This is a genomic window from Candidatus Saccharimonadaceae bacterium ML1, from assembly GCA_030253535.1.
Lineage (GTDB): Bacteria > Patescibacteriota > Saccharimonadia > Saccharimonadales > Saccharimonadaceae > Saccharimonas > Saccharimonas epibionticum.
The window spans coordinates 106,584-131,538 of record CP124550.1; the positions used below are offsets into that span (position 1 = coordinate 106,584).

The window sequence follows — 24,955 nt, forward strand, 5'->3', positions numbered from 1 at the left end:
ATATTCGCATGGCGTTGATGACCGATGATATGCAAGAGAAGCTCATCAAGCTCTTAACGGACGAAGGGCTTGTTTCTCGCGATGTCATCAAACAAGCAACGCAAACGGCGAAGCAGAGTAATACGCCGCTCCTCGCGACGCTCACGTCGAACGGAACGATTGATGAAGAGCTGTTGACGCATGCAATTGCGCAGGTGTCGGGCGTGCCGTATGTTAATTTAACATCAAGTATCATTGATCAGAGTATTTTGTCGCTGTTGCCGTCTGATATTGCTGAGCGGTTCATGGCAGTACCGCTTGCCGAGGTGCAAAACCGTCTCGCGGTGGCGATGATTGACGCAAATAACGTGCAGGCGGTCGATTACCTGGCGAACCGTATTCAGCGGCCGCTGAAAGTCTTTATGGCGTCCGAAGCGGGCGTGCGGCACGTACTTGACCAGTATAAGACCGATCTATCAAGCGTTGATGAGGCGGCGCAAGTCTCACAGGCAGAAGCGGCGCAAGAAGCGGCGCGCGATATTAAGACAATCGTGCAAGATTCGCCGATTAGCCGGGCGCTGAGTACGGTGCTTGAGTATGCCGTGAAAAGCCGTGCGAGCGACGTTCATATTGAGCCGCTTGAAAAATCGCTGAAGATCCGCTGCCGTATTGACGGCGTGCTGCGCGAGGTGATGCAGTTGCCGAAAAGTATTGAGCCGGCGCTGGTCAGCCGTATAAAAATTTTGTCCAACCTAAAGATTGACGAGCATCGTATTCCGCAGGATGGACAATTCACAGTGCGCGTGAGCGACAAAGAAGTTGACTTGCGTATTGCGATCAGTCCGGTGGTATGGGGCGAACAGGTTGTTATTCGCCTGCTTGATAAAGCGGGAAATTTGTTTGATCTGGAGCAGATGGGCTACGCTGGGCGTTCGCTGCGCGCGATCCGCAAAGGCATTCAGCGTCCGAATGGCATGGTGCTGACGAGTGGTCCGACAGGGAGCGGTAAATCGACGAGCTTATACGCGTTGATTAAGGAAATTAAAACGGACGCGATTAATATTGTCACGCTTGAAGACCCGGTTGAGTATAAGATGGACGGCGTGAATCAGATCCAGGTTAATACTGACGTCGGTCTGACGTTTGCAAATGGATTACGCTCAATTTTGCGCCAAGATCCAGACGTGGTGATGGTCGGTGAGATGCGCGACGGCGAAACTGCGAACCTTGGTGTGCAGGCAGCGCTGACAGGGCATCTGGTGTTCTCGACATTGCATACAAACTCGGCGGCGGGCGTGTTGCCGCGTTTGCTGGATATGGGGATTGAACCATTCTTGATCGCGAGCACGGTTAATACAATTATCGGCCAGCGGCTGGTGCGGCGCGTGGCGAACCGGCGCGATGCGTATTGGTCGACGCCGCTTGAAACGCAGATGATCAAAGAAACGGTTGGGCATTTACTACCGAAGACGAAAGAGGAAGTTGCGAACGTTTCAGCGGATTTAGGCTATAAAGACTTGCCACTTGCCGGCCAAACCGCTTATACTTTAGTGAAAGGGCGCGATACGCCGGCAACGCCGCATGGGTACGCTGGGCGCGCTGGTATTTTTGAAGTGATGGATGTGACCGAAGCAATTCAGAATTTAATTGTGAAACGCGCTACAAGCGCCGAAATACAGCATAAGGCAATTGAGCAAGGCATGATCACGATGCGCCAAGATGGCTATCTGAAGGCGCTAACAGGAATCACTACGTTGGAAGAAGTTAATCGCGTGACGTCGGCAGACACCACATAAAAGAAAGGGAAGGCTATGCAAAACGAAGAACTCATGATGGAAATATTACTTGAAGAAGTCGTCAAGAAACGTGCGAGCGACTTGCATATTCAAGTTGGACTACCGCCGATGTTGCGCGTTGACGGTTCACTTTCGCCGGTTGCGGGGACGCAGCCGCTTGATGAAGCGACGGTGGAGCGTTTGGTATTTCGTATCCTTGACGAAGACCAGCAGCAGATTTTGCTGAAAGATAAAGAGTTTGACTTTAGTTTCGCGTTTGGCGAGCTTGGACGTTTCCGCGTGAACGCGTTCCATGAGCGCGGCAATCTGGCGGCGGCGTTACGCTTAATTCCGAATGAAATCAAGTCGGTGCAAGAACTTGGGTTGCCGCCGGTGGTCTTATCGTTTGCAGACTATCCGCGCGGGCTTGTGCTCGTGACTGGGCCAACTGGTTCGGGTAAGTCGACGACGCTTGCAGCGCTTGTTGATAAAATCAATAGCGAAAAAGCGCAGCACATTATTACGATTGAGGATCCGATTGAATTCACCCATAAATCAAAGAAGTCGGTAGTAGTGCAGCGTGAAGTCCATTACGACACCTATTCGTTCTCGGCGGCGCTGCGTTCAAGCCTGCGCCAAGATCCGGATGTTGTGCTGATTGGTGAGATGCGCGACCTTGAAACAATTTCGGCGGCGATCACGATTGCTGAAACGGGGCACTTAGTATTTGCAACATTGCACACCAACTCGGCGGCACAAAGTATTGATCGTATGATCGACGTCTTTCCGCCGCACCAGCAGCCGCAAATTCGTGCGCAGCTTGCAAACATTTTGATGGGTATTTGTTCGCAGCGCTTAGTGCCATCAATTGGCGGCGGGCGTGTCGTTGCGGCTGAAATTTTGGTAGCAAATCCGGCAGTCCGCAACGTTATTCGCGAAGGTAAAAGCCACCAGCTTGACGCAATTATTCAAACTGGTGCCGAACAGGGTATGCAGACGATGGATCGCACGCTTGTAAACTTGGTGCAAAGCGGTACGATTACGTATGATAACGCACGGGAATTTGCTGTTGATCTGACGGAGTTTGAAAGGTTGATGAGGGGGTAAAGCGTGAAAAAGTTTAACTACGAAGCGCGCGACAAAGCGACGGGTAAAATCGTTAAGTCGCTTGTACAAGCGGATTCTGAAACATCAGCGGCAAAAGTGCTGATTGAGCAGGGTTACATGCCGCTCACAATCAAAGAAGAGGGCGGCGATAACAATGTCTTTGCGCGGTTTGCAAATCGTATTACTAACAAAGACAAAATCGTATTTTCGCGCCAACTTGCGACGTTGATTGGTGCAGGATTGCCGCTCACGCAGAGCTTGCGTACTGTACTCGACCAGACAAGCAACAAGCGTATGCAAGAGGTTATTCAAGAGATCGTTGCTGATGTTGAGGGCGGTAAAACTCTATCAAGCGCATTTTCAAAGCATCCGGAGGTGTTCAATAAAATTTATATTGCGCTCGTCACTGCCGGCGAAGCATCTGGTACGCTTGATGAAGCGCTCAAGCGTATAGCTGCTCAGCAAGAAAAAGATGCCGCTATGCTTAGTAAAATCCGTGGTGCTATGGTGTATCCAGCAATTGTGCTTGTCGTGATGGTTGCCGTCATGTTGTTTATGATGTTTACGATTGTGCCGCAAGTTGAGAATCTTTATCATGATATGAAAAAAACATTACCAATTCTCACGGCTATCCTGATAGCGGTATCAAATTTCATGATAAAGTTTTGGTGGCTAATGCTTATCGTAGTTGTCATTATTGTGTACTTTGTACGGCAATATTTCAAAACAGACGCGGGTATTCGTGTGCTTGATACACTCAAGCTAAACATGCCACCATTTAACGGTATGATGCGCCGCTTGTACATGGCGCGGTTTACGCGCACCGGGCAGACACTACTGGCGACAGGTGTGCCGATGCTTGATATGCTTAAAATCTCGTCCGAATCGGTGAATAACGTTATTATTAGCGAAGAGATTACGCGCGCTGCTGGTAAAGTACAAAGTGGTAAGGCACTTTCGGCGGCGCTTGAGCATGAGGATTATATCTTACTCATGGTGCCGCAGATGATTAAAATTGGCGAGCAGTCCGGTAAAATCGACGAAATGATGGGTAAAACGGCACAAGCCTACGAAGATGAGTTAGATGAGCAGATCAAGGCGGTCTCTACGCTCGTCGAGCCGGTATTGATGGTTATCCTAGCAATTTTTGCGGGTGGTTTGATTGCGGCAGTGCTATTCCCAATTTACGGGTTGGTAAATTCTATTCGATGATAACAAAGACTAGACAGCAGCGCGATAGTGCGCTATGCTAGATGTAACCATAAGAAGCGTTAAGGAAAGGTGGAATGGGGGTATGAGCAGACAACAACTTAAGGAGCGCGGATTTACGATCATTGAAGTCGTGCTAGTACTGGCGATTGCGGCGTTGATCTTCTTGATGATATTTATTGCGCTGCCGGCACTGCAGCGCAGCCAACGCGATACAGCGCGTAAGAACGACGTGAGTATCGTGTCGGCGGCAGTAAACAGCTATGCGAGCGCAAACCGTGGCAATCTACCAACAACCCATGACGAGCAGCGGCTTCGCGCGTATGTTACGAATTTGTCGGGTAACTCAGCTAGGGATCGCGTCATGGTTCGAGCATATAATAATACTATGACTGTAAATGACGGTGAAATCATTGTTGTCTTACGTGCGCAGTGTGGTGCTGCCGGTGTAAATAGTACAACTCAACAGCTCAGACCGGGCACACTCCGCCAGTACGCGACGATCACGCATCTCGAAAATGGTAACTCGACGTACTGTATGGAAGCTTAGTATAATAAGTGTAAAATAGGAAAGAGGTTTCGAATGATATAGTTTGAGGCCTCTTTTAGTTGTGAGGTTGCTTGCATCTTGTTGATCGCTACCGTTATTATGCCTCGCGCAAATATCATTCATAGTGTACAATAGCGGTATGGATGCGATCATCACTGCAATACTGTTTGGTGTTTTCGGACTTATCATGGGGAGTTTTGCTGGCGCACAGGTATGGCGGTTGCGTGCACGGCAGCTATACGAAGATAAAGAAGCGCATGAACCTTATGACAAGGTAGAGCTCAAGCGGCTCAAACCGCTCCTGGGCAAAAAAGGTAAGCGCGATCGTTCGTGTTGTCTGCAATGCCGTCATGCACTCGCCTGGTATGATTTAATCCCTATTGCCAGTTGGCTGTCGACGGGTGGAAAATGCCGCTATTGCCGTAAGTCGATTGGCTGGTTTGAGCCGGTCATCGAGCTGATGACGGCAGCACTCTTTGTGGTGTCGTACGTGTGGTGGCCGTTTCCACTTACTGGTGCCGTAGGCTGGATGTCGTTTGTTCTGTGGTTAGTGTCGCTCGTGCTGCTCGTGATGCTCGCGGCCTACGACCTAAAGTGGCAGTTGTTGCCGAATCGCCTCACTTGGGCGTATGTAGCGCTTGCACTTATATTTGTCGTACTGCGGTTTGTGTTTGTGCATGATATTGACATATGGTCGCTGGCTGGCGCTGTAGCGATTATGTCGGGATTGTATTTCGTGCTGAGCGTTTTATCACATGGCGCGTGGATCGGTGAGGGCGACGTGAAGCTCGGGCTCGGGCTCGGACTTATGCTCGCCAGCTGGGAAAAGGCGTTTTTAGCGTTATTTTTAGCGAACTTTATCGGCTGTATCATCGTGCTGCCGGGACTTATCGGCAAAAAACTCAAGCCAGGCAGCGAAATACCGTTTGGTCCGCTATTTATTCTCGGTATGCTGATCTCGTATTTTGCAGCTAATCCTATTGTGACCTGGCTGTTCGCAGTGACAACTTTCTAGTGTTAATTCTGTTATGCTTATGGTAAAATAATCAGTATGAAGAGGGCATCGCGCGGGTTTACGATTATCGAAGTTATGCTGTTTCTGGCGGTGACGGGTGTGCTTGCGGTAGGGATTTTGGCGTCAGTTGGTTCAACGCTCGGGTTGCAGCGGTATCGCGACGCAGTCGATGGGTTTTCGTCGTATATTCAAGGGCAGTATGGACAGACAATCAACGTACGCAATGATATTGATGACCACCGCGAATGCGCGGCAGACGGTACGTTTTCCATAGCTCATTCTGCGCCGCCCGGCACGAGTGAGACATGCGTGATTGTTGGGCGTTTAGTAACGACTGCAAATGGGCAGACGTTCCAGTCGCAACCGATCTATATGTCTGGAGTGACAAATACATTTTTGAAGTCTGGTGTTGGTGACGATGTAGTTTTTACAACAGATACGGCGGCGAATCGGCGGCTGTTTATTGATAGTAGTGCTCAGCCGCAGACGTACCAGCTTGATTGGGGTGTGCGTACACAACCGCCAGCAACAGGCGATAATGCGTGGGCGATTGCAATTGTACGTTCGCCGATTAGCGGGGTAATTCATACTTATACAATGCGTCGAGCGTCGGTAATGCTAGATCAGCTTGTTGTAGAGGGTAATCGTCGTAATGATTCGGTCATCTGTATTGATCCATCTGGTTGGTTAGCGGGGCAGACGCTTGGCGTTGTGATTGCGGCAGATGCGCCTGGCGCAAGCGGCGTTGTTACGCGTACGGAGGGTTGTAACTGATGAAGCGATTTGCACGCGGTGATACGGTGATTGAGGTGATGTTTAGCTTCACGGTGCTCAGTATGCTCGTTGTCGGTACCTATGTACTGATGAATCGCGGTATACAGGTAGCGCAGCGTTCGCTTGAAATTACGCTTGTACGCCAACAGATTGATTCGCAAATTTCAATGATACGCTACATCCAGGCGCATCATACCGACGCGTGGCAACAAATCCGTAGTCGATATGTAATTCAGTCGGCGAGCCATGGACCGCATATTAATGTAACTGATTTCGTTGAAAAGAATAATAACCGATGCCCAACACTTGAAAATAATGGATTGACAAATAGCAGTAAGGCATTTTTCTTGGCACAGAACCCAGCTCGCAACGATGTACGTGTTGTTGACGTGACGACGTCGGCGGCGTATGCTGAGCCGGCTGTGTTTGCGCGCGTTGATTTGTCAAATGCGAATGCGCCGCGAGCTCAGGGGCTGTTCATTCAAGTTGTCCGCTCGGAAGCGCGTAAGCCTGGAGAAGAGACAGGTAACGCATACGACGTGTATGTTAATGCGTGCTGGGATAGTGTCGGTACGTCCGTGCCAACGACGATAGGAACGATAACGAGGATTTATGATGGCAAAAACTAAGAGGGCGACAAATAGAGGGTTTACATTGGTTGAATTGTTGCTCGCGATGGCGGGTGTTGCAGTACTGTTGATATCAATTGCAGTAACGACGATTCAGCTAACAAATATGTACCATAAGGGTATTACGATAAAATCAATTAACCAGTCCGGGCGCGAGGTTGGCGACCTGATCCGGCGCGATGGTTTGGTGGTCGGGCAGGGCGAGGTGCGGTTTGTCGCCGCTGATACGCAGGGTGCCGGCGGGCTCGGGCGGTTGTGTATCGGTTCTCGCGCTTATTTATGGAATAAGCCAGAGAACTTGCGCTCAAATGACCCGTCGGCGGCAGTCCGCTATAACAGTACAGGTGATGCGATTATCTTGGCGCGCGTGGCTGATCCGCTTGGTACATTTTGTATTCCGCAAAATGGCGTGTACGCGACCGATGTCTCGACGACCGGTACAATGCGCGCAACGGAATTGCTCAAAGGGCAGGCTGATTTGGCTGTGTATCGGATGGACGTGACGCCGATCTTTGATCGAAACGGCGATCGCGCCTTTAATATCTCCTATACGCTCGGCACGAACCAAGGTGAAGAAATCAACACGACCGACCAAACGTGCCGTACGTCAAATGAAGCTGAAAATAACTTTACGTTTTGCGCAATCAACCAGTTTAATGAAATTGTAATTATGGAGAAGGCATCATGAACCGGCAGTCTGAAAAGGGCATGGTTTCGATTATCGTTGTAATGTTTACGTCGCTTCTATTGGTAATCATATCAGTTGGCTTTGTGCGGTTGATGTCGCAGGAGGAAACGCAGGCATCTGATAATAATTTATCACAAAGCGCTTACGATTCGGCAGTTTCTGGTGTTGAGGATGCGAAACGCGTCATTACGGCGTGTGCAAACGGAAGCACTGCGAGTGCGGCGTGTACGGCTATTTTAGCGCAACGATGCGATACTGTGCAGAAAGCCGGCATTGCTGCGTCGACGACCGACACGCGGGTGACAATCCGCAGCAATGGTGCGCCGGCTGATAGCACCCAAGGGCAGGCGTATACGTGCGTCAAGATTGAAAGCACAACAGATGATGTGAAGCATACGCTTGAAGAGGGCGTGTCGAAAGTGATTCCGCTTAAAACAACGAATGATACGGATCATATTATGGTGCAGTGGACGCTTAAAAGCGACGAGACGCCGGCAATCGCTAATCCGAATGATACAAACCCAAATCATCTGCCGCAGCATGATGCGTGGGGCGCGGATGCTCCAGCAATGTTGCGCGTGCAAATTGTTGCTCCTGAAAAACCAGATGGCAGCATGGAGCAGGTCGACTACGACAGTAGCCAAGTGATGACGGCGCTCTTGCGACCGACCAGTGTGCGCGGATCAAGCGCGATGATTAATACGATTTCGTTACAGGCGACGCGTGCGGCGGGCTCGCAGACGAACGTGACAGTGTCGCCATCGCCGGTATTATGCTCGGCAGCTCGCTTCAACGCGAACCAATATGCTTGTGCGGCAGTCCTTACTATCCCGAATGGGCGCCAGCTAAAGGCTGGTTCACGGATGGCATTTATGCGGGTTACGAGTTTGTATACGCGCACACAACTTCGAGTATCGTTTGAGGATGCTAGCGGCAATGCAACAGCGCAGTTTGATGGCGTGCAACCGCTTGTTGATTCAACCGGTCGTGCCGGCGATGTTTATCGCCGTGTTCTGAGCCGTGTCAGTCCAGACGGGGCGTTTACGTTCCCTGAATATGCTGTTGATACGACGGGTAGTTTGTGCAAGGATTTCTCAGTGAGCGACACAGCCGCTATCAGTGGCGTATGTGATCCGCGTCCGAAGAAATAGAGTAGTTTCGAATAACCGTAATCGGCCTAGCTTTCAAGATATATAAGTATCATGCCTCGGTATTATCGCTGTGAAAACGTTCATACACATCCCGCAAATGTTGGTCAGTGACGTGCGTATATACTTGCGTTGTGGCGATACTGCTATGCCCGAGCATACTTTGCACGCTGCGAATATCCGCGCCGTTCATAAGCAGGTCGGTCGCAAAGCTGTGGCGCATCGTGTGCGGACTGACGTGCTTGGTGATTCCAGCAAGCCGCGCGTACTTTGCGACCATTCGCTGCACGCTGCGCTGGTTGAGCCGTCGGTAGTCGCCGCTCGTGCTCGGCGCTTGAGTATTGCGGCTGTAGCTTAAAAATAATGGGATGAGCGAGTCTGTCCGCGCGCGAAGATACAGCTCTAATTGAGTTGCTGCGCTCTTGCTGATAAATACTGGGCGGTCTTTTTGGCCTTTTCCGCGCACCGTGAACTCTCGACGTGTAGTGTTGACGTGATCGCGGTTTAGCCCGATGAGCTCTGAGACGCGCAGTCCACTTGAGTATAGTAGCTCTAGGATTGCTCTGTCGCGCAGATGTGAGATCTCGTCGTCATCCGGTACGGCGTCAAATATTCGCTCAACCTCGTCGTTGTATAAAAATGTTACTTGTTTTCTATGGACGCGTGGTAATTCAATTTTATTTGGTGCCATGCTTGGAATGCTGCGTTTACTGAGGTAGTTAAGAAACCCGCGTAGCGCAATGAGGTGATAGTTCTGCGTGATGAGTGCGAGTTCGTTTCCGTTGTCGTCTTTTTGGCGGTTGAGCCACAGACGGTATTTGCGGATAAGCTCTGGTGTGATTTTGTCAACAGTAAGGTCCATGCCGGCAAATTGTAAAAAACGCTCAAGGTACCGGGTGTAATTTTCCGATGTGCGGCTTGACCGACCGCGTTCAATCTCAAGATATTCAGCGAAATCTAGTAATAGCGCAGACATTTCCATGCTTCTAGCATACCGCAATTTGGGGTAACTGTAAAAATTGTCTGAATAACTTTATTGTTCAGTGGAATACCAATAGAGAAACAAGACAATATTTGCTACAATACGAGCTAGAAATAATAGGTATAGGAGGATTTAGTGGCAGGAATAGTAGAACGAACGTTGATTATATTTAAGCCCGATGCTGTGCAGCGCGGCATTGTTGGTGAGATTTTGACGCGGTTTGAGCGGGTCGGGTTAAAAATCGTCGCAACAAAAATGATTGCGCCGACTAAAGAGCATTATTATCGCCACTACGAAGAAATTGGACAGATGATTACGCGCCGCGGCAAAGAAAAATTTGACATCACGCTTGACATGATGGTGCAGGGGCCAGTGATTGCGATGGTGCTTGAAGGAGTTGAGGCGGTGCAATTAGTACGCAAACTTGTCGGTACGACTGAACCGAAAAGTGCTGCTCCTGGGACAATCCGCGGTGACTACTCACATATGAGCTTCGTGTATGCTGACGCTGAGCATAAGGGCGTGCCAAATCTTATCCACGCTAGCGGCAATGACAAAGAAGCGATTGAGGAAATTGGACACTGGTTTTCAGACGACGAAATTTTTGAGTATAAGTCGCTCAACGATAAATTTACCTTATAATAAAATATCGCATATACCGCTTGATTCGTATTACCATTTTACGAGCTCAAGCGGTATACTAGGTATATGCCTCGGTAGCTCAACTGGATAGAGCAGATCCGTCCTAAGGATAAGGTTGTAGGTTCGACTCCTATCCGGGGTACCAGATAGCAACAGTAGACAAGGTAGGTATGGACGCGACGTTTGAAGGTCAGCATGCGGATGAAACAATTCTTTTCGTTTTTCGGCGCCATATTATTGCGATGCGTAAAGGATTCTATTCGCTACTCATTCCACTTGCAGTCGGGTCAATTCCGCCGCTTATTTGGCAAACGAAACTCGAGCTATTTCTGTTACCGCTTGCCGGACTTGTGCTTGGATCAATCCTATTTTTTTACCATTTTCTGATGTGGTACTTTACTGTGTACGTCGTGACGAACGAGCGGATTCGTCAGATTACGCAGCGCGGTTTTTTTGGCAAAGATGTGGTAGAATTGAGCCTGGATAAGGTGCAGAGCATCAGTTATAATATACCAGGGTTCAGTGGCGAAGTTTTTAAGTTCGGCACGATTATAATCCAAACATTTGTGGGCGATCTCGTTATCCGTATGGTTGAGCACCCGAGTGAGATATATAATAAATTGCAGGATGCGGTTTACGCTGCCGAAGCGAGCCGCCGGAGCACAGATGAATAGAAAGTTATCAATTAAGCGCAAGAATAAAAAGCAAGCGAAAGTCCCGCCGCGTATTACAAACGAAACAGTCGCGGAACACCGCGAGCAGATTATTGCGGGCGGGCGTAAATTTAAGTATCCGATTCAGTATGCTCGTCACCGTTTAGTATTCAATGCGATTATTATTGCAATCGTGGGTGCGTTCCTGTTCCTTGTTGCGGGCTGGGTGCTGATGTATCCAATGCAAAATTCAAGCGGCGTTGCATACCGTATCTCGCGCGTCATTCCATTGCCAGTCGGATCAATCAATGGCGAAGCGGTTTTATATAGCGATTATCTTGCATCGTATCGTTCGTCGGCATATTATTTGAATAAAAACCCAGAAGTGCGGCTCAAAAACGATGGGCAAGTACAGCTTAACCATATCAAGCGTCAATCGCTTGACCTCGCGGAGCGTGTCGCGTATGCGCGTCAACTAGCTCGCCAACATAATATTTCAATCTCTGATAGCGATGTCGACACGGTGATTGAGCGGGAGCGTATAACAGCAAACGGGCGCGTCTCGCAGGATACGTACGATGCTTCTATCAAGATGTTGTTTGGTGAAAGCGCGAACGATTATCGGTTTAGGACGGCAAACGCGATGCTTGAAAGCCGTGTGGCGTTTGCAGTTGATGTAAAAGCGAAGCAGCAGATTGAAGCGGTGATGGCAGCGCTTAAACAGGGCAAGTCATTTGACGAGGCTGTGGGCAGCGCGAATGCATTGTCTGGCGGGAAGGCGAATGCAGGGAAGAGCGGATTGATTGATGTGACAAGTAAATTCAATGGATTACGCGTACAGGGTATTGCGGGGCTAAAAAAAGATGAGATCTCTGGTATTATGCAGAGTGCGACGGCTGATGGATACTATATTGTAAAAATTACCGAAAAAACTGAAAAGAAAATTGCTTTTGATTACGTTCATGTTCCGCTACAAGAGTTTACGGCGCAATTTGCAAAGCTTAAGGCGGATGGCAAAATTCAAGAGTATATTTCCGTTCCTGAGTCGCAGCAGCCGTAGTTGCAATTTAATGCGCCGTTTGGTACACTACGTCTAGCATATTTGCGCTCGTAGTGAAGCTGGTCTATCACGCCTCCCTGTCACGGAGGAGATCGCCGGTTCGAATCCGGTCGGGCGCGCCATAGAGAATACCTCACGAGTTTGTGAGGTATTTTCTATAGTATAAACATATTGTTTCTGATATAATAAACGCATTGCCGTCTTAGCTCAGTTGGTAGAGCGGCGCATTCGTAACGCGCAGGTCGCCGGTTCAATCCCGGCAGACGGCTCCATGGCATCTATGAATAAGAATAGTACGATACATACTATCAAATCTGCGATAAAAGACCGCTCTTTGGCGTGGATGCTAGGCGGTATTGTTATTGCGGCACTTATATGTAGTATATGGATTGGCGTACTGATTCATCCGAGCGATATTACAGTATATTCACGCTATAGCGCTTTTGGACAAGCTCATTTTTACAAAGAACACTGGCAATATTTTTTCTTGTTTGTTGCGTTTTTTTGGGTTGTTGCGGTATTGCATGCTGGTATAATGATTAAATTTGCCGCGCTTAACCGCAAGCGTACGAGTGGGGTTGTATTTTGGTACACGCTTGCGGTGTTTGCAGTGGGTTTAATGTATGTACTAAATGTTATATCTCTTGGACAAGCGGCATGACGCGTATCGTAGATGACCGAGAGCTACCACTCGGTAAGCGTACGAAGCTATATCGATTTTTCGAAATCCTTCCGGGCTTTCTAACGTACTCCATGCTAGCGCTTGTTGTTATTTTATCAATTGTGCAGCCGCTATGGGCGGCGATTTATATTTTGCTTGTGATACTAGCGATGTTTGTGCGTGCGATTGGTGTTGCGTATCGGACGATCCATGGGCATCAAGCGCTTGTCGCGGCTCAAAAAGTTGATTGGAGCCAGCGGCTTCATGATTTAGCGCAGGCATATCGAGGAAAGCTGCCTTCACACAAAGCAGATTCACGAGTATTTGAATCGCGGCGCCATGCAGCAATCGTGCGTGCGGTGGTTGATAGAAAGCTAAGCATACCAAATCCAGAGTTAATCTATCATGCGGTTATTATCGCTGCGTATAATGAGTCGTACGACGTCATTAAACCAACTATTGAGTCGGTTCGGGCGACGACATACGACAATGATAAGTTGATCGTTTATCTTGCATACGAAGAGCGCGGCGGCGAAAGTATTGAAAAAACGGCGCAGCGGCTTAAAAAAGAATATGCGTCGGCATTTAAGACATTCCAGATCATTAAGCATCCAAAAGATTTGCCTGACGAAATTCCTGGAAAAGGGCCAAACATTACGTACGCAGGTAAAAAATTACAAGCGTGGTGTGACCGGCAACATATTCCGTATGACGATGTGATTGTTACGACGCTTGATAGTGATAATCGTCCATACCCGTCATATTTTGACTATGTTAGCTATGAATATCTTGTGCGCCCGAATCGCGAGCGGTTATCATATCAGCCAATTGCGTTGTATTTTGGTAATATTTGGGATGCGCCAGCGCCGATGCGCGTACTTGCGACCGGTAATTCTTTTTGGACAGTGATTAGCAGTATGCGCCCGCATACGCTTCGTAATTTTGCCGCACATAGCCAGCCGCTCTCAGCGCTTGTCAAAATTAATTATTGGAGTAAGCGCAGCATTGTTGAGGATGGTCATCAGTATTGGCGCAGTTATTTTTATTATAATGGCGACTACGGTGTCGTCCCGATTCATGTGCCGATTTATCAAGATGCGGTGATGGCTGATACATTTAGAAAGACAGCTATCGCACAGTTCAAACAGCTCCGTCGCTGGGGGTATGGTGCTTCCGATATACCGTATGTGGCTGTTCGTATATTTACGCGTGCTCGTACTGTGCCGTTTTGGGAGGGCTTTGCACGGTTTTGGCGCTTGCTTGACGGACACGTTAGTTTATCAACATCGGCGATTATTGTTGCGTTTGGCGGTTGGGTGCCACTGTTGTTAAATCGAGAAGCATCACGAAACTACACAGTTCATTCGCTACCAATTGTCATTAGCTATATACAGTCAATCGCGTTGATCGGGTTGTTTATTACTATTTTACTGATGATGAAAATGCTGCCGCCGCGTCCCGCGCGCTATAAGCGGCGGCGTACGATCGCGATGATATTGCAATGGTTTCTCATGCCGGTTACTGCCATTTGTTATGGAGCACTTGCGCCGATTAATGCGCAAACGCATTTATTACTTGGAAAATATCTTGAAAGTTTTGATGTAACTGATAAGGCAACATTCGCCTCACGCGAAAAGGCAAAAAAGAATAAGGGCCGTCGACGTATACGTATGAAAAAGCAGCGAAAATAGATAATAAAAGGCGATCAGAGATTATCGGCGAGCAGCCTAGTTCTATGCCAAAATTTGTAGCTAAAGAGTGACGGTAAGGGTCTGGTTGTTGTATTGATGTCTCTTTGTTTTGAATCGGATTACATAATAAATAGAATTAATTCATGGTTAGCTTAAACTTGTTTGCAGCAATAATAATCTTGAGTTGTGTCTTGCTAGGTTTGACTAATCAGTTTACTGGCGTTAAAAGTAAAAACCTGCCTGAAAACTATAAATAGGTTATATAAACCTAGTAATAGTCTTTCGTCATTAATGTTTTCGGTGAACTATTTGTATTGGCTTATTGTATTCAAACGCAATGGCATAACGGTCAAGTTTTGATCGCTTTTGGTGCATTCTTTTTTGTTCTTCAGACATGATTTTATATTAACATAAGCATAATTTTTTGTCAACCAAAGAATATTCTTCTAATATATCACCGTGTGGGTAAATAGTTTTGAATAACTAGATTTTTCATGTGGAAAACTATAGTAAAAATAATAATGCACTGGTGCCGTGTTAACTAAAATTCTCTTAAAAAATATTAGTAACCGCTAGCGTATTATTCTAGGGTCGTGTACCATAATAATTGTATGGTCAGCAAAAACTTTAAGTGCTCTTTTGGATGGCGTTTAGCATGTTTTGCTCTTATTGCTGTTTTTGTTATTTCAATTAGTATGGTATTAAAAGTTTTTGCTGTGGATGACGGTGAGGGCACATTGGAACAGAAGAATGCTGAGTACAAGAATGCTCTTGCAAAGTATATTGAATCGTTGTGTGCTACAAGCGGTGACAAAGATTGCAAAACCACTTACGAGAAAGAAATAGAGCCTTGTGTAAAAGAAGCGCGAACAAAAATTCGAGAAAAAGAAAGTAAAGGAGAAAAAGCTGCTGCGGATGGAAGTGATGAAAGGGATTTTTTTGCAGATTGCTATTCTGGGAAAACGAAATTGTCAAAAGAAGACATTCTTAGAGTTTTTACTGGTAAAGAAGGCACTAAGGAAGAAGGCACTAAGGAAGAAGGCACTAAGGAAGAAGGCGCTGCTAGTGAGAAACGGAGTGATCAGGAAGAAGAATGTGAGGTGGCAACTGGAATTGGTTGGCTTGTCTGTCCCTCTATTAGCTTTCTCTCCACCATCAACGACTTCGCCTATAAGTTCATATCCTCCACATTTCTTGAGACGGATAAAGATATCGTGCAGTCAGACGACCTAAAGGCTGCATGGAGCGGTTTTCGGGATGTTGCAAACGTTGCATTCGTTATCGCGTTCCTTATCATTGTCTATTCGCAGATTACCCAAGCCGGTCTTAGCAACTACGGGATCAAGCGTATGCTGCCGCGGCTCTTTATCGCCGCTTTGCTTGTAAATGTATCGTTTATATTCTGCCAGCTTGCTGTAGACTTAAGCAACATGCTTGGATATAGCTTAGCAGGCTTCTTTGATGGTTTCGCTGTCGGGAGCGGAGACGATAATGTCAGCGAGATCCAAACTGCGGGAACAATCCTCACGTGGGTCGCAATCGCCGGCGTCGTGCTAGCAGCGGCTGCTGGAATTGCACTCGCATTTCTGGGACCAGCGCTTATGTCGTCATTACTTGCGCTCCTTATGATCGTACTTATCTTGGTTGCACGCAAAGCGCTTATCGTTATCCTTATCGCGATATCGCCGGTCGCATTCGTTGCTTATCTGCTGCCAAATACCGAGCAGTGGTTTAAGAAGTGGCAAAAGACTTTCTTGTCACTCCTTATGTTATTCCCAACAGTTGCTGTCGTATTCGGCGGCAGCCGCCTAGCAGCGAAAATTATCGCAAATGCTGCCGGCAAGGAAGACTGGCTGCTCCAGATGACAGCCCTCGCGGTTGCATCAATACCGTTCTTCATCGTGCCAAGCCTGCTGCAGAAATCTATGGAGGCCGCAGGAACTCTTGGAGGAAAACTCACCGGACTTTCGCAGGCAGCAAATAAAAGAGCTGGTAAGGCAGTAAAGGAAAGATCAGCCCTAGGACGGTACAAACAGGCGTGGGATCTTAACCGGAAACAAAAACAAGCGCAAATATTTGCCGGACAGTACCAAGGCGGAAAACGCAACTTCCTCGCTAACGCTGCCTCAAGGGGGTTTAATAAATTCAACCAAGGCAAACACGGACCGTTTAAGGGTGCACGGCAAGCAGCTGGACAGCAGGCGGCTGAGCAGGTGAAAAAACTCAATATCGACAAAGTTGAGGCAGCAAAGGCGCAAATTGAGCAAGCAAATCTTGATTCAGCGGCACTCGCCAAGCTAGCGAGCGGCGAAAGTGTTGGCGGCATAAACGGCAAAGACAAATATGCACAGGCTGCTGCTGCGAGCGCAGCGCTTGATCGCGGCGACCATGAAGCAGCAGCAGCAGGCTGGGATAGTGTAGCAGAAGCAGATCAAAGCACGCGCAATGTCTTTGCGGACGCCATGAGCGCATCGGACAGCCGGCCAGCCTGGATGACGGCGGGCGAAATTGCCGAGATGCGTTCGGCGGAAGATTCAAAGACAAAGGGCGAAGGCCCAACGGTAACAAAAGCAGACGGTTCAAAAAGTGGTATTCATAAGTACGACGAAATGGCAACAGGGCAAATTAAACAAAATGTTTATTCGCCGCAACGGATGGCTGCAGCCTCACGGCAAGAGCTTGAGTATGCCCGAAAGGTAACAAGCAACGATCCGGAAGCTCAACAAAAACTCAAAGACACGGCAGAGAAAGTCGTTGGAGACGAAAAGCTTAGTAGGGGTCTCGGAAAGAATAGCGAAGCCATACAAGGTCTTGCAAATCTAACAGTTACGATGCCGTCATCGTCCACACCGCCACCGCCAGCAGCACCGCCAGCGGCGTCAGGAGGAGGATCTTCAGCCTCCACACCACCATCACGAGGCTTTACACCGCGAGGATCTGGAGGATCTGGACGAGGACGGTAGCGGATGGCGGAGTATAAGGTTGCGCAGGATGTATGCGCCAATTAAAATTCCTGGTGGGCAATAGAGGATTCGAACCTCTCACCTCTTCAACGTCAATGAAGCGCTCTAGCCAAATGAGCTAATCGCCCTGATGAATTTATGGTAGCAAATATATTATATTATTGCAACACGAAGCGCTCTATTGTACAATGATTTTAAGCGGCGAAAGAGCCTAACCATCTCTGGAGCTTCGTGGTAGCGGACGCGGAACACGTAAACTTTCCGGGTCAAGAGAAATAGCCAAGGTGGAACCTCCTGAACGATCGGGACCGAGGCACGCACGTCATACATCGTACTGCGTGCTTTTATTAATTCAAAAAAGGAGGCAATTGTGAGTGAAGAACAATTATATGCGATGCGACATAGTTTAGCGCATGTTATGGCTGCTAGTGTAAAGCGATTATGGCCGGAAGCCAAATTTGGCGTTGGACCGGTGGTCGAGGATGGTTTTTATTATGACATTGATCTTGGTAGCGTAAAAATAAGCGAGCAAGATTTCAATAAAATTGAAGCAATGATGCGACGTATTATTGCTGAAGACCAAGATTTTGTGCGCGAAAAACGTCCGATTGACGACGCGATCGTTTGGGCGAAGGAATCGCAACAGCCATACAAAGAAGAATTACTGAACGATCTTAAGCGTTCTGGCACAACAGTGGCGAAAGATTTAGACGCCGCTGAGATGGGTACGATCGCTGATGGCGACGCGGCTGTGAAGGAGGTGACTTTCTACACAAACGGCGATTTTACCGATTTGTGCCGCGGTCCACATGTGGCAAATACGCAGGAGATCGGTGCGTTTAAGCTGATGCGTGTAGCGGGGGCGTATTGGCGTGGTAACGAAAAGAATCCGCAAATGCAGCGATTGTATGGTATCGCATTTGCGACGCAGGCAGAGCTGGATGAATATTTGGAGCGTTTAGAGCTTGCGAAGCAGCGCGACCATCGTAAGCTCGGTAAAGAATTGGATTTGTACACGATGTCGCCGCTAGTTGGCATTGGGTTGCCAATGTTTACGCCGCGCGGCACGGTCTTGCGTGATATAGTAGCACAGTACTCGAATCAACTACGACAAAAATATGGTTTTCAGAAAGTTTGGACGCCGCATATCACAAAAAAAGATTTATATGAAAAATCTGGTCATTGGGCTAAATTTGGCGATGAGTTATTTTTGGTGAAAAGCCAGGAAACGAGCGATCAGATGGCGCTGAAGCCGATGAACTGTCCGCATCATACGCAGATTTTCGCATCAAAGCCGCGTAGCTACCGTGATATGCCGGTGCGCTTTTTAGAAACGACAACTGACTATCGTGATGAAAAGACTGGTGAACTTGGTGGCTTGAGTCGAGTACGTTCACTGACGCAAGATGACAGCCATGTTTTCTGTCGACCAGACCAGATTGAGCAGGAGATTAATAATCTTTTGGCGGCAGCGCGAGAGTTGTATGGGCAAATTAACATGAAATTACGTGTGCGGTTGAGCTACCGCGATGAATCGGATGGATATCTGGGCGAGCGTGCTTTATGGAATTCGGCACAAGCACAGCTCAAGGCTGCTGTTGTTGCAAATGGGTTAGACTATTTTGAGCAAGATGGCGAGGCTGCATTCTATGGTCCAAAGATAGACTTCATGGCGACGGATGCAATTGGTCGTGAGCATCAAGTTGCAACTGTTCAGCTTGATTTCGTTCAGCCGGAGCGGTTTGAACTAGAGTATGCAACAGATGATGGTAAATTTACAACACCTGTCATGATTCATTGTGCGCTTTTAGGTTCAATAGAGCGGTTCTTAAGTGTATTTATTGAGCATACTGGTGGTTGGTTTCCGTTTTGGGCAGCGCCAGAGCAAATACGTATTCTGACAATTAATGAAACAGTCACAGATTACGTAGACGAAATAACAACGATACTGCGCGAAATTGTACTGATGGCGCCAATAAAATATAATGAAGTAAGATTTACAGTAGACACGCGCAATGAATCACTGGGCAAGAAAATACGAGAGGCGACAGCTATGAAAGTTCCAGTTCAGCTTATTGTTGGGCCAAAGGACAAGAGCGCACGGCAAGTTAGTGTTCGTACACGGGACAGTGAGCAAAAAATTGCACTTGATGAGCTGAAGACATACATCAAGAAACTCTAAGAGGACATGCGATGATGATAGAAGGTCTGTATGTCCAGTGTCGGCGAATGTGATGGGTGATAATCAGCTGCCAATTGCAAGTTTGCGCGATCGCGTTTATGCGCTGATGTCTGAGTTACCGAACGATAAAGTTACGACTTATGGTGATTTAGCGGCGTTAGCTGGATATCCATATGCAGCGCGACGTGTTGGTGAAATTGCACATGGCGGTCCGACTAATTTGCCGTGGCATCGTTTAGTGAACGCAAAAGGTGGGCTAGCGATTGGCTTTCCGGAAGGGCGAGTGGCGCAGAAACAGTTACTTGCCCAGGATGGTATAGTCTGTGATGAGCGTTGGCATGTGATTGAATTTGAGGAGCGACGATGGCGACCAGAACTGTGAACGAGGCTCCACTCGTCGTAATCGTTGGTCCGACAGCAAGTGGTAAGACGGGTTTAGCAATTAAGGTTGCTCAGCGGTTTAGAGGTGAAATAATCTCCGCAGATTCTCGAGCGATATATCGCGGGCTTGACATTGGAACGGCAAAGCCGAGTATGAAAGAGCGCGACGGGGTCGCACATTGGGGTTTTGACTTAGTGAACCCTGGTGAGCGATTTACGGCTGCAGATTTTAAGCATTACGCCGATGCGAAAATAACTGACATACGATTACGAGGCAAAGTGCCGATTTTAGTTGGGGGGACAGGGTTGTATGTTGACAGTGTTGTTTATGACTATACATTCACGGCTGTATCAAATGATTTAGAGCTACGCGCAAAATTTGAGAAAAAATCTCTTGCAGAGCTACAAAATTATTGTAATAAGTACAATATTAAATTACCGGAGAATAATAAAAATAGGCGATATGTCATTAATGCAATCATTCGAAAGGGCGCTCTACCGCAGAAGAATACTGATAAATATAAAGACAAGATACTAGTCGGAATAATGACGGATAAAGCTACGCTTAAAGAAAGAATAAGAAATCGTGCAAAAACCATTGTAAATGATGCTACGATAAATGAAGCGATACAGGCAGCACGAACTTGGGGTTGGGACAATGAAGCTATGACTGGAAATATCTATCCGCTGGTTCGAAAGCATGTAGCGGGAGAACTGACACGCAGTGAACTAGAAGAAAAATTTTGTACGCTTGATTGGCGTTTAGCAAAACGACAACTGACATGGCTGCGTCGTAATTCTGAAATAGCATGGTGCGATCTTGAGCATGCGTACAGTTATATTGCTCAACGGTTGGCTGATAGATAGTGGCCGTGGTACTATAGAGTAAGAGATTTGATCATGATTGATGCATTATTTGGTTCAAAAACTCGTGTAAAGTTACTCTATTTATTCCTTAACAACCCAGGGCAAGCGTTTTATGTGCGTGAAATTACGCGGTTGATTGGCGAACAAATCAACTCTGTGCGAAGAGAGCTTGCAAATATGCTTGAGGTGGGTATTGTCGCGAGTAATAATATGGACAACAAGCTGTACTATGAAGTAAATCAGCGGTATGAGTATTACGTGCCGATGCGTGCTATATTTGCAGGGCAGACGTCAAAATCGGCTGCAAATGAAGCGCAAGCGGAAGTGTACGAAGATATTATTCGCCGTACAGCCGGTGTCCGTGTTGCTATTGTAGCGGGGATCCTGGTAAGCGGGTCTGTGAGTAAAGTTGATTTACTGATGGCAGGCGCTATCTCGCGCGCTAAGATTAAATCAATTGTCTCAACGATTGAGCAGGCAGTGGGGCGTGAGATTACTTATAGCGTGCTCTCGTATGACGAGCTATACTATAGATTGAGCGTTCACGATAAATTTATTAGTGATATGCTGAATAATAAGCACCGTGTCATTGTCGACACTGGCAATATTATAAAAACAGAGCGGCAGTAAAGGAGGCGAGATGTTTGATATTGAATATAAGGGTGGAAATGCGGTCGTTATTGCAAGTAAAAAAACGTCGCTAGTCGTAGATCCGAAAGTGTCATTGCTTGGGTTAAAAGATTTAAAGGTAAAGGATTTAGTTGAATTTGTCACTGAATCTCGTTTTGCAACTGGTAAGAGTGATGCACAAGTTATTATAAATAGCCCTGGCGAGTACGAGGTTGGCGACTTTACGATCATTGGTATTGCTGCGACGCGTCATATTGATACCCCTGGCGACGAAAAACATTCAACGATTTACCGTGTTGAGTGTGGCGAAGTATCGCTGGGAATTATTGGGAATATCGCACCCGGGCTAAGCGATGAGCAGCTTGAAGCGCTTGGTGTGATTGATATTTTAATCGTGCCTGTTGGTGGCGGCGGATATACACTTGATGCAACAAGTGCTGTTTCAATTGTTCGAGCGATTGATCCGAAGATTGTTATACCAGTTCATTATCGTGATGCCGCCCTTCAGTATGAAGTTCCGCAAGATGAAGTTGAAACGTTTATTAAAGAGCTAGGCGCTCCGGTTGATAATGTAACCAAATTCAAAGTTAAAAATGATAGCTCATTGCCGTCGGTTTTAACGACGGTGGTAGTTGCGCGCAGCTAATATGTCTTGAGTTCTGCATGCTTTTAATACAAAACACCCCTATAGTAAGAGGGGTGTTTTGTATTTCCGTAAAATATAGAAAAGAGGCTATTTTACTGGTTGCGCAATAATACCTTTCTTCTTGAGCGTACGGATTGCATGTGTAGAAAGCGTCATCGTTACTTTCTGCCCGTTAACAACAAACGTCTTTTTTTGAAGATTCGGTTTAAAAACGCGTTTAGTGCGACGCAAAGAAAAACTTACGTTATGACCGAATTGTTTACCTTTGCCGGTTAATTCGCAGCGTGATGCCATATTTTTCCACTTCTTATAATTAGTTGATATCAATCTTTTTTAGTATACGCTAGTTTTGGTCTTGCGTCAAGGACTGTTACAATAAGGGGCATGGATTTTGGTAACGTTATTGCTGTTTTGGTAATTATTTTTGTATCGATGACACTCCATGAGTTGATGCATGGAATTGTTGCCCATAGACTTGGCGACGATACGGCGCGCCTCATGGGGCGCTTAACGCTAAATCCGTTTAGGCATATTGATCCTATTATGACAATTGCGCTTCCGGTGATGATTATTTTTACAAATGCATTAACAGGAGCGGCTATGCCAGTTTTTGGCGGTGCGAAACCTGTGCCATTTAATCCTGAGAATCTAAAATATGGCGAATGGGGAATTGCAATGGTGGCGGCGAGCGGGCCGTTGGTGAATTTATTGCTCGCGTTTATATCGTATGCAATAGCGGCTTATGTAGGCGATGGAAATGCGGTAGGAAAACTATTGGCTACTTCAGTAGCTGTTAATTTAGGTTTTTTTGCTTTCAATATTATTCCGATTCCGCCGCTTGATGGCTCGCGAGTCTTTTACGTAATAGCTCCCGACTTTATTCGTCGATTTTTCGAAGTAGCGGAGCAATATGGTATAGTGCTTGTCTATATTGCAGTACTTGTTTTATCACCGGTTTTGACGGTTTATATGCAAGCCGTTATTTACGGGTGTGCCAGCCTGTTCTCTTTGGTTATATAGAAATCACATGATATACTAAGGTCAGCCTCTCTTGGGCGTATATGATTTTCCTAACATCATACGATAGGGACTCTAATACCGTTATTCCCGTGGGAATAACGTGCGGAGACCCACCTTTGCAACAGCAGGGGAATATCAATCGTTTAAGAGGGGCTTTAATGATATAATAAGTAATGGCAGATTATCGGATAATCGCTCGCTTGGTTATAGCGAGAGGAAAGTCCGGGCAGTATAGAGCATGGCAGTCGCTAACGGCGACCGGAGGTGACTCTAGGGAAAGTGCCACAGAAACGAAACCGCTATCTCAAACCTAGCTAGGCGACCGATAGTAAGGGTGAAAGGAGCGAGGTAAGAGCTCGCAGCGACGCACGGTGACGTGCGGAGGAGGTAAACCCTGTCAACTGCAAGGAGGCATGTCTATAGAATTGCTCGTTCGGGCGTGCCGCTATCCGCTTGAATTATTCAGCAATGAATAATCTAGATAGATGATTATCCTCGACAGAACCCGGCTTACAGATGACCTGCCAACTAAAAAGACCGTATTTGCTACGGCCTTTTTAACTTTGTCCGATCAAGCTATTTTGTAACTTGCTTGACAATAGCAGCAAATGCCTTTGGTTCGTTTACTGCTAATTCCGCAAGTATTTTGCGATCAATTCCTACATTGGCAGCGCGTAAATCGGCAATGAGCTTACCGTACGTCGTACCGTTCTCGCGAGCAGCGGCGTTGATGCGGGTGATCCAGAGACCGCGAAGATCGCGCCGTTTATTGCGGCGATCTCGGTATGCATATTGTAGCGATCTGATAACGGCTTGTTTCGCAAGCCGAAAACTGCGTGTACGGTTGTGCTGCATGCCTTTTGCAGCTTTGATGATTTTTTTATGCTTTGCTGAAGCAGTAACTCCTCGTTTAACTCGCATAATCCTATACTCCCAGTGCTCGTTTTACGTTTTTCGCCATGCCGCCTTTAACAATAGCGGTAGTTTTGATATTACGCTTGCGCGATTTGCTCTTCTTAGAGAGCATATGATTTCCGAACGCACGGCGACGGATGAGTTTGCCGGTACTGGTTAGCTTAATGCGCTTAGCAGTGCCCTTGTGGGTCTTTATCTTTGGCATTATTTACTCCTTATTACGATGCTGAGGTTACGCCCAGCCATCACTGGTTTCTGTTCAAGTATTGCCTCATCTTGCAGCTGTTCAAAAACTTTGTTTATGAGTTCGTATCCCAGCTCTTTGTGCGCCATCTCGCGTCCGCGGAAGAACATCAAAATTTTTACTTTGTGTCCTTCTTTGAGAAATGAGCGGATTTTCCGTAACTTTATTTCTAGATCATTGCTACCGATCTTTAAGCCGAAACGCATTTGTTTTAGTTCGCTAGCTTTACCGTTGCGTCGAGCTTTTTGTTGCTCTTTCATCTTCTGGTATTGATACTTTCCCCAGTCAATGATTTTTGCAACAGGCGGATCGGCTTTTGGTGAAATCTCCACTAAGTCAACCCCTGCCTGCCGCGCAGCATTAAGTGCGTCTGTGCGGCTCATGACACCAAGTTGCGTCCCAGTTGTGTCTATGACACGAAGCTCTTTTGCTCGAATGGTATCATTGATACGAATTTTCGTATTGATTGCAATCTCCTTTAAAATTACGTTAATGAGGTAACACTCGCACCCTATATTATCAGAGGTGGGGTAAAAATTCAAGC

Annotated in this window: 26 protein-coding genes, 4 tRNA genes and 1 other RNA gene; 25 read left to right on the top strand and 6 right to left on the bottom strand. The window is 47.1% G+C overall.

Going from position 1 to position 24,955, the window contains the following annotated elements:
- The first annotated feature begins 8 nt into the window (after positions 1-8).
- The 9 genes from SEML1_RS00540 (at position 9) to SEML1_RS00580 (ending at position 8,877) form a co-directional block, all read left to right on the top strand.
- Positions 9-1,775 carry a GspE/PulE family protein gene (locus tag SEML1_RS00540; protein ID WP_376754121.1) on the top strand — a complete coding sequence of 589 codons (1,767 nt, stop codon included), beginning with the start codon at positions 9-11 and terminating at the stop codon, positions 1,773-1,775.
- A gap of 15 nt (positions 1,776-1,790) precedes the next feature.
- The gene (locus SEML1_RS00545; protein ID WP_376754122.1) at positions 1,791-2,861 is read left to right on the top strand and encodes a type IV pilus twitching motility protein PilT; all 1,071 of its coding nucleotides are present in this window, start codon (positions 1,791-1,793) and stop codon (positions 2,859-2,861) included.
- 3 nt (positions 2,862-2,864) lie between these two features.
- Complete coding sequence (locus SEML1_RS00550) at positions 2,865-4,073, top strand: type II secretion system F family protein (RefSeq protein WP_376754123.1); 1,209 nt, start codon at positions 2,865-2,867, stop codon at positions 4,071-4,073.
- 82 nt (positions 4,074-4,155) lie between these two features.
- Positions 4,156-4,620 carry a type II secretion system protein gene (locus SEML1_RS00555; protein ID WP_376754124.1) on the top strand — a complete coding sequence of 155 codons (465 nt, stop codon included), beginning with the start codon at positions 4,156-4,158 and terminating at the stop codon, positions 4,618-4,620.
- Between the two features lie 139 nt (positions 4,621-4,759).
- Positions 4,760-5,635 carry a prepilin peptidase gene (locus SEML1_RS00560; protein ID WP_376754125.1) on the top strand — a complete coding sequence of 292 codons (876 nt, stop codon included), beginning with the start codon at positions 4,760-4,762 and terminating at the stop codon, positions 5,633-5,635.
- 36 nt (positions 5,636-5,671) lie between these two features.
- Positions 5,672-6,409, top strand: coding sequence for a type II secretion system protein (locus SEML1_RS00565; protein WP_376754126.1), 738 nt, complete (start codon positions 5,672-5,674; stop codon positions 6,407-6,409).
- Positions 6,409-7,038 (top strand): hypothetical protein, encoded by a 630-nt coding sequence (locus tag SEML1_RS00570; RefSeq protein WP_376754127.1) that lies wholly within the window; start codon positions 6,409-6,411, stop codon positions 7,036-7,038. The genes SEML1_RS00565 and SEML1_RS00570 overlap by 1 nt, the downstream gene beginning before the upstream one ends.
- Positions 7,022-7,726: a PilW family protein gene (locus SEML1_RS00575; RefSeq protein ID WP_376754128.1), complete on the top strand. Its 705-nt coding sequence runs from the start codon at positions 7,022-7,024 to the stop codon at positions 7,724-7,726. Before SEML1_RS00570 ends, SEML1_RS00575 begins: the two co-directional genes overlap by 17 nt.
- Positions 7,723-8,877, top strand: coding sequence for a hypothetical protein (locus SEML1_RS00580; RefSeq protein ID WP_376754129.1), 1,155 nt, complete (start codon positions 7,723-7,725; stop codon positions 8,875-8,877). Before SEML1_RS00575 ends, SEML1_RS00580 begins: the two co-directional genes overlap by 4 nt.
- Before the next feature lie 49 nt (positions 8,878-8,926).
- Here the strand turns inward: SEML1_RS00580 and xerA are convergent, their stop codons facing one another.
- Positions 8,927-9,856, bottom strand: coding sequence for a site-specific tyrosine recombinase/integron integrase (gene xerA / locus SEML1_RS00585; protein ID WP_376754130.1), 930 nt, complete (start codon positions 9,854-9,856; stop codon positions 8,927-8,929).
- Positions 9,857-9,991: 135 nt separating this feature from the next.
- On the opposite strand from xerA, the gene SEML1_RS00590 reads away from it, so the two are divergent.
- From SEML1_RS00590 to SEML1_RS00630, 9 genes are all read left to right on the top strand, one after another.
- Positions 9,992-10,498, top strand: coding sequence for a nucleoside-diphosphate kinase (locus tag SEML1_RS00590; protein WP_376754131.1), 507 nt, complete (start codon positions 9,992-9,994; stop codon positions 10,496-10,498).
- 68 nt (positions 10,499-10,566) lie between these two features.
- Positions 10,567-10,643, top strand: a tRNA-Arg gene (locus SEML1_RS00595).
- Positions 10,644-10,668: 25 nt separating this feature from the next.
- Positions 10,669-11,172 carry a PH domain-containing protein gene (locus SEML1_RS00600; RefSeq protein ID WP_376754132.1) on the top strand — a complete coding sequence of 168 codons (504 nt, stop codon included), beginning with the start codon at positions 10,669-10,671 and terminating at the stop codon, positions 11,170-11,172.
- The gene (locus tag SEML1_RS00605; protein WP_376754133.1) at positions 11,126-12,211 is read left to right on the top strand and encodes a peptidylprolyl isomerase; all 1,086 of its coding nucleotides are present in this window, start codon (positions 11,126-11,128) and stop codon (positions 12,209-12,211) included. The genes SEML1_RS00600 and SEML1_RS00605 overlap by 47 nt, the downstream gene beginning before the upstream one ends.
- A 44-nt stretch (positions 12,212-12,255) precedes the next feature.
- Positions 12,256-12,333 (top strand) — tRNA-Asp (locus tag SEML1_RS00610).
- A 74-nt stretch (positions 12,334-12,407) separates the two neighbouring features.
- Positions 12,408-12,483 (top strand) — tRNA-Thr (locus tag SEML1_RS00615).
- 8 nt (positions 12,484-12,491) lie between these two features.
- Positions 12,492-12,872 (top strand): hypothetical protein, encoded by a 381-nt coding sequence (locus SEML1_RS00620; RefSeq protein ID WP_376754134.1) that lies wholly within the window; start codon positions 12,492-12,494, stop codon positions 12,870-12,872.
- Positions 12,869-14,563 carry a glycosyltransferase family protein gene (locus SEML1_RS00625; RefSeq protein ID WP_376754135.1) on the top strand — a complete coding sequence of 565 codons (1,695 nt, stop codon included), beginning with the start codon at positions 12,869-12,871 and terminating at the stop codon, positions 14,561-14,563. The genes SEML1_RS00620 and SEML1_RS00625 overlap by 4 nt, the downstream gene beginning before the upstream one ends.
- A 695-nt stretch (positions 14,564-15,258) precedes the next feature.
- Positions 15,259-17,526, top strand: a complete 2,268-nt coding sequence (locus SEML1_RS00630) for a hypothetical protein (RefSeq protein WP_376754136.1) — start codon at positions 15,259-15,261, stop codon at positions 17,524-17,526.
- Positions 17,527-17,577: 51 nt separating this feature from the next.
- Here SEML1_RS00630 and SEML1_RS00635 read toward each other — a convergent pair.
- Positions 17,578-17,654: transfer RNA gene (locus tag SEML1_RS00635), tRNA-Val, on the bottom strand.
- Positions 17,655-17,896: 242 nt separating this feature from the next.
- Between SEML1_RS00635 and thrS the strand changes: the two genes are divergently transcribed.
- Genes thrS through SEML1_RS00660 form a run of 5 tightly spaced genes read left to right on the top strand, consistent with a single transcriptional unit; the run spans position 17,897 to position 22,232 of the window.
- Entirely contained in the window at positions 17,897-19,708 is a 1,812-nt protein-coding gene (gene thrS / locus SEML1_RS00640; protein WP_376754137.1) for a threonine--tRNA ligase, read from the top strand.
- 37 nt (positions 19,709-19,745) lie between these two features.
- Positions 19,746-20,090, top strand: a complete 345-nt coding sequence (locus SEML1_RS00645) for an MGMT family protein (RefSeq protein WP_376754138.1) — start codon at positions 19,746-19,748, stop codon at positions 20,088-20,090.
- Complete coding sequence (gene miaA / locus SEML1_RS00650) at positions 20,072-20,956, top strand: tRNA (adenosine(37)-N6)-dimethylallyltransferase MiaA (RefSeq protein ID WP_376754139.1); 885 nt, start codon at positions 20,072-20,074, stop codon at positions 20,954-20,956. Before SEML1_RS00645 ends, miaA begins: the two co-directional genes overlap by 19 nt.
- Before the next feature lie 33 nt (positions 20,957-20,989).
- On the top strand, positions 20,990-21,586 hold the full coding sequence (locus SEML1_RS00655; protein WP_376754140.1) for a transcriptional regulator: 597 nt from the start codon (positions 20,990-20,992) through the stop codon (positions 21,584-21,586).
- A gap of 10 nt (positions 21,587-21,596) precedes the next feature.
- A complete protein-coding gene (locus tag SEML1_RS00660) occupies positions 21,597-22,232 on the top strand; it encodes an MBL fold metallo-hydrolase (protein WP_376754141.1) in 636 nt (211 codons plus the stop codon).
- A gap of 87 nt (positions 22,233-22,319) precedes the next feature.
- Here SEML1_RS00660 and rpmB read toward each other — a convergent pair whose 3' ends face one another.
- On the bottom strand, positions 22,320-22,526 hold the full coding sequence (gene rpmB / locus SEML1_RS00665) for a 50S ribosomal protein L28 (protein WP_376754142.1): 207 nt from the start codon (positions 22,524-22,526) through the stop codon (positions 22,320-22,322).
- 90 nt (positions 22,527-22,616) lie between these two features.
- On the opposite strand from rpmB, the gene SEML1_RS00670 reads away from it, so the two are divergent.
- Together SEML1_RS00670 and rnpB are read left to right on the top strand one after the other, a co-directional pair.
- Positions 22,617-23,252 carry a site-2 protease family protein gene (locus SEML1_RS00670; RefSeq protein ID WP_376754143.1) on the top strand — a complete coding sequence of 212 codons (636 nt, stop codon included), beginning with the start codon at positions 22,617-22,619 and terminating at the stop codon, positions 23,250-23,252.
- A 176-nt stretch (positions 23,253-23,428) separates the two neighbouring features.
- An RNA gene (gene rnpB / locus SEML1_RS00675) (RNase P RNA component class A) lies at positions 23,429-23,781 on the top strand.
- A 47-nt stretch (positions 23,782-23,828) separates the two neighbouring features.
- On the opposite strand, the gene rplT is transcribed toward rnpB, so the two are convergent.
- From rplT to infC, 3 genes are read right to left on the bottom strand one after another with little or no spacing between them, the layout of a single operon-like run.
- The gene (rplT, locus tag SEML1_RS00680) at positions 23,829-24,176 is read right to left on the bottom strand and encodes a 50S ribosomal protein L20 (RefSeq protein ID WP_376754427.1); all 348 of its coding nucleotides are present in this window, start codon (positions 24,174-24,176) and stop codon (positions 23,829-23,831) included.
- A 1-nt stretch (position 24,177) separates the two neighbouring features.
- A complete protein-coding gene (rpmI, locus tag SEML1_RS00685; protein ID WP_376754144.1) occupies positions 24,178-24,372 on the bottom strand; it encodes a 50S ribosomal protein L35 in 195 nt (64 codons plus the stop codon).
- The gene (gene infC, locus SEML1_RS00690; RefSeq protein WP_376754145.1) at positions 24,372-24,953 is read right to left on the bottom strand and encodes a translation initiation factor IF-3; all 582 of its coding nucleotides are present in this window, start codon (positions 24,951-24,953) and stop codon (positions 24,372-24,374) included. The genes rpmI and infC overlap by 1 nt, the downstream gene beginning before the upstream one ends.
- Positions 24,954-24,955: the final 2 nt, after the last annotated feature.

Coding starts and splice junctions, on each gene's coding strand:
- SEML1_RS00540 (WP_376754121.1), top strand. CDS start 9: ATGGCGTTGATGACCGATGATATGCAAGAGAAGCTCATCAAGCTCTTA.
- SEML1_RS00545 (WP_376754122.1), top strand. CDS start 1,791: ATGCAAAACGAAGAACTCATGATGGAAATATTACTTGAAGAAGTCGTC.
- SEML1_RS00555 (WP_376754124.1), top strand. CDS start 4,156: ATGAGCAGACAACAACTTAAGGAGCGCGGATTTACGATCATTGAAGTC.
- SEML1_RS00560 (WP_376754125.1), top strand. CDS start 4,760: ATGGATGCGATCATCACTGCAATACTGTTTGGTGTTTTCGGACTTATC.
- SEML1_RS00565 (WP_376754126.1), top strand. CDS start 5,672: ATGAAGAGGGCATCGCGCGGGTTTACGATTATCGAAGTTATGCTGTTT.
- SEML1_RS00570 (WP_376754127.1), top strand. CDS start 6,409: ATGAAGCGATTTGCACGCGGTGATACGGTGATTGAGGTGATGTTTAGC.
- SEML1_RS00575 (WP_376754128.1), top strand. CDS start 7,022: ATGATGGCAAAAACTAAGAGGGCGACAAATAGAGGGTTTACATTGGTT.
- SEML1_RS00580 (WP_376754129.1), top strand. CDS start 7,723: ATGAACCGGCAGTCTGAAAAGGGCATGGTTTCGATTATCGTTGTAATG.
- xerA (WP_376754130.1), bottom strand. CDS start 9,856: ATGGAAATGTCTGCGCTATTACTAGATTTCGCTGAATATCTTGAGATT.
- SEML1_RS00600 (WP_376754132.1), top strand. CDS start 10,669: ATGGACGCGACGTTTGAAGGTCAGCATGCGGATGAAACAATTCTTTTC.
- SEML1_RS00605 (WP_376754133.1), top strand. CDS start 11,126: ATGCGGTTTACGCTGCCGAAGCGAGCCGCCGGAGCACAGATGAATAGA.
- SEML1_RS00620 (WP_376754134.1), top strand. CDS start 12,492: ATGAATAAGAATAGTACGATACATACTATCAAATCTGCGATAAAAGAC.
- SEML1_RS00625 (WP_376754135.1), top strand. CDS start 12,869: ATGACGCGTATCGTAGATGACCGAGAGCTACCACTCGGTAAGCGTACG.
- SEML1_RS00630 (WP_376754136.1), top strand. CDS start 15,259: ATGGTATTAAAAGTTTTTGCTGTGGATGACGGTGAGGGCACATTGGAA.
- miaA (WP_376754139.1), top strand. CDS start 20,072: ATGGCGACCAGAACTGTGAACGAGGCTCCACTCGTCGTAATCGTTGGT.
- SEML1_RS00655 (WP_376754140.1), top strand. CDS start 20,990: ATGATTGATGCATTATTTGGTTCAAAAACTCGTGTAAAGTTACTCTAT.
- SEML1_RS00660 (WP_376754141.1), top strand. CDS start 21,597: ATGTTTGATATTGAATATAAGGGTGGAAATGCGGTCGTTATTGCAAGT.
- rpmB (WP_376754142.1), bottom strand. CDS start 22,526: ATGGCATCACGCTGCGAATTAACCGGCAAAGGTAAACAATTCGGTCAT.
- SEML1_RS00670 (WP_376754143.1), top strand. CDS start 22,617: ATGGATTTTGGTAACGTTATTGCTGTTTTGGTAATTATTTTTGTATCG.
- rpmI (WP_376754144.1), bottom strand. CDS start 24,372: ATGCCAAAGATAAAGACCCACAAGGGCACTGCTAAGCGCATTAAGCTA.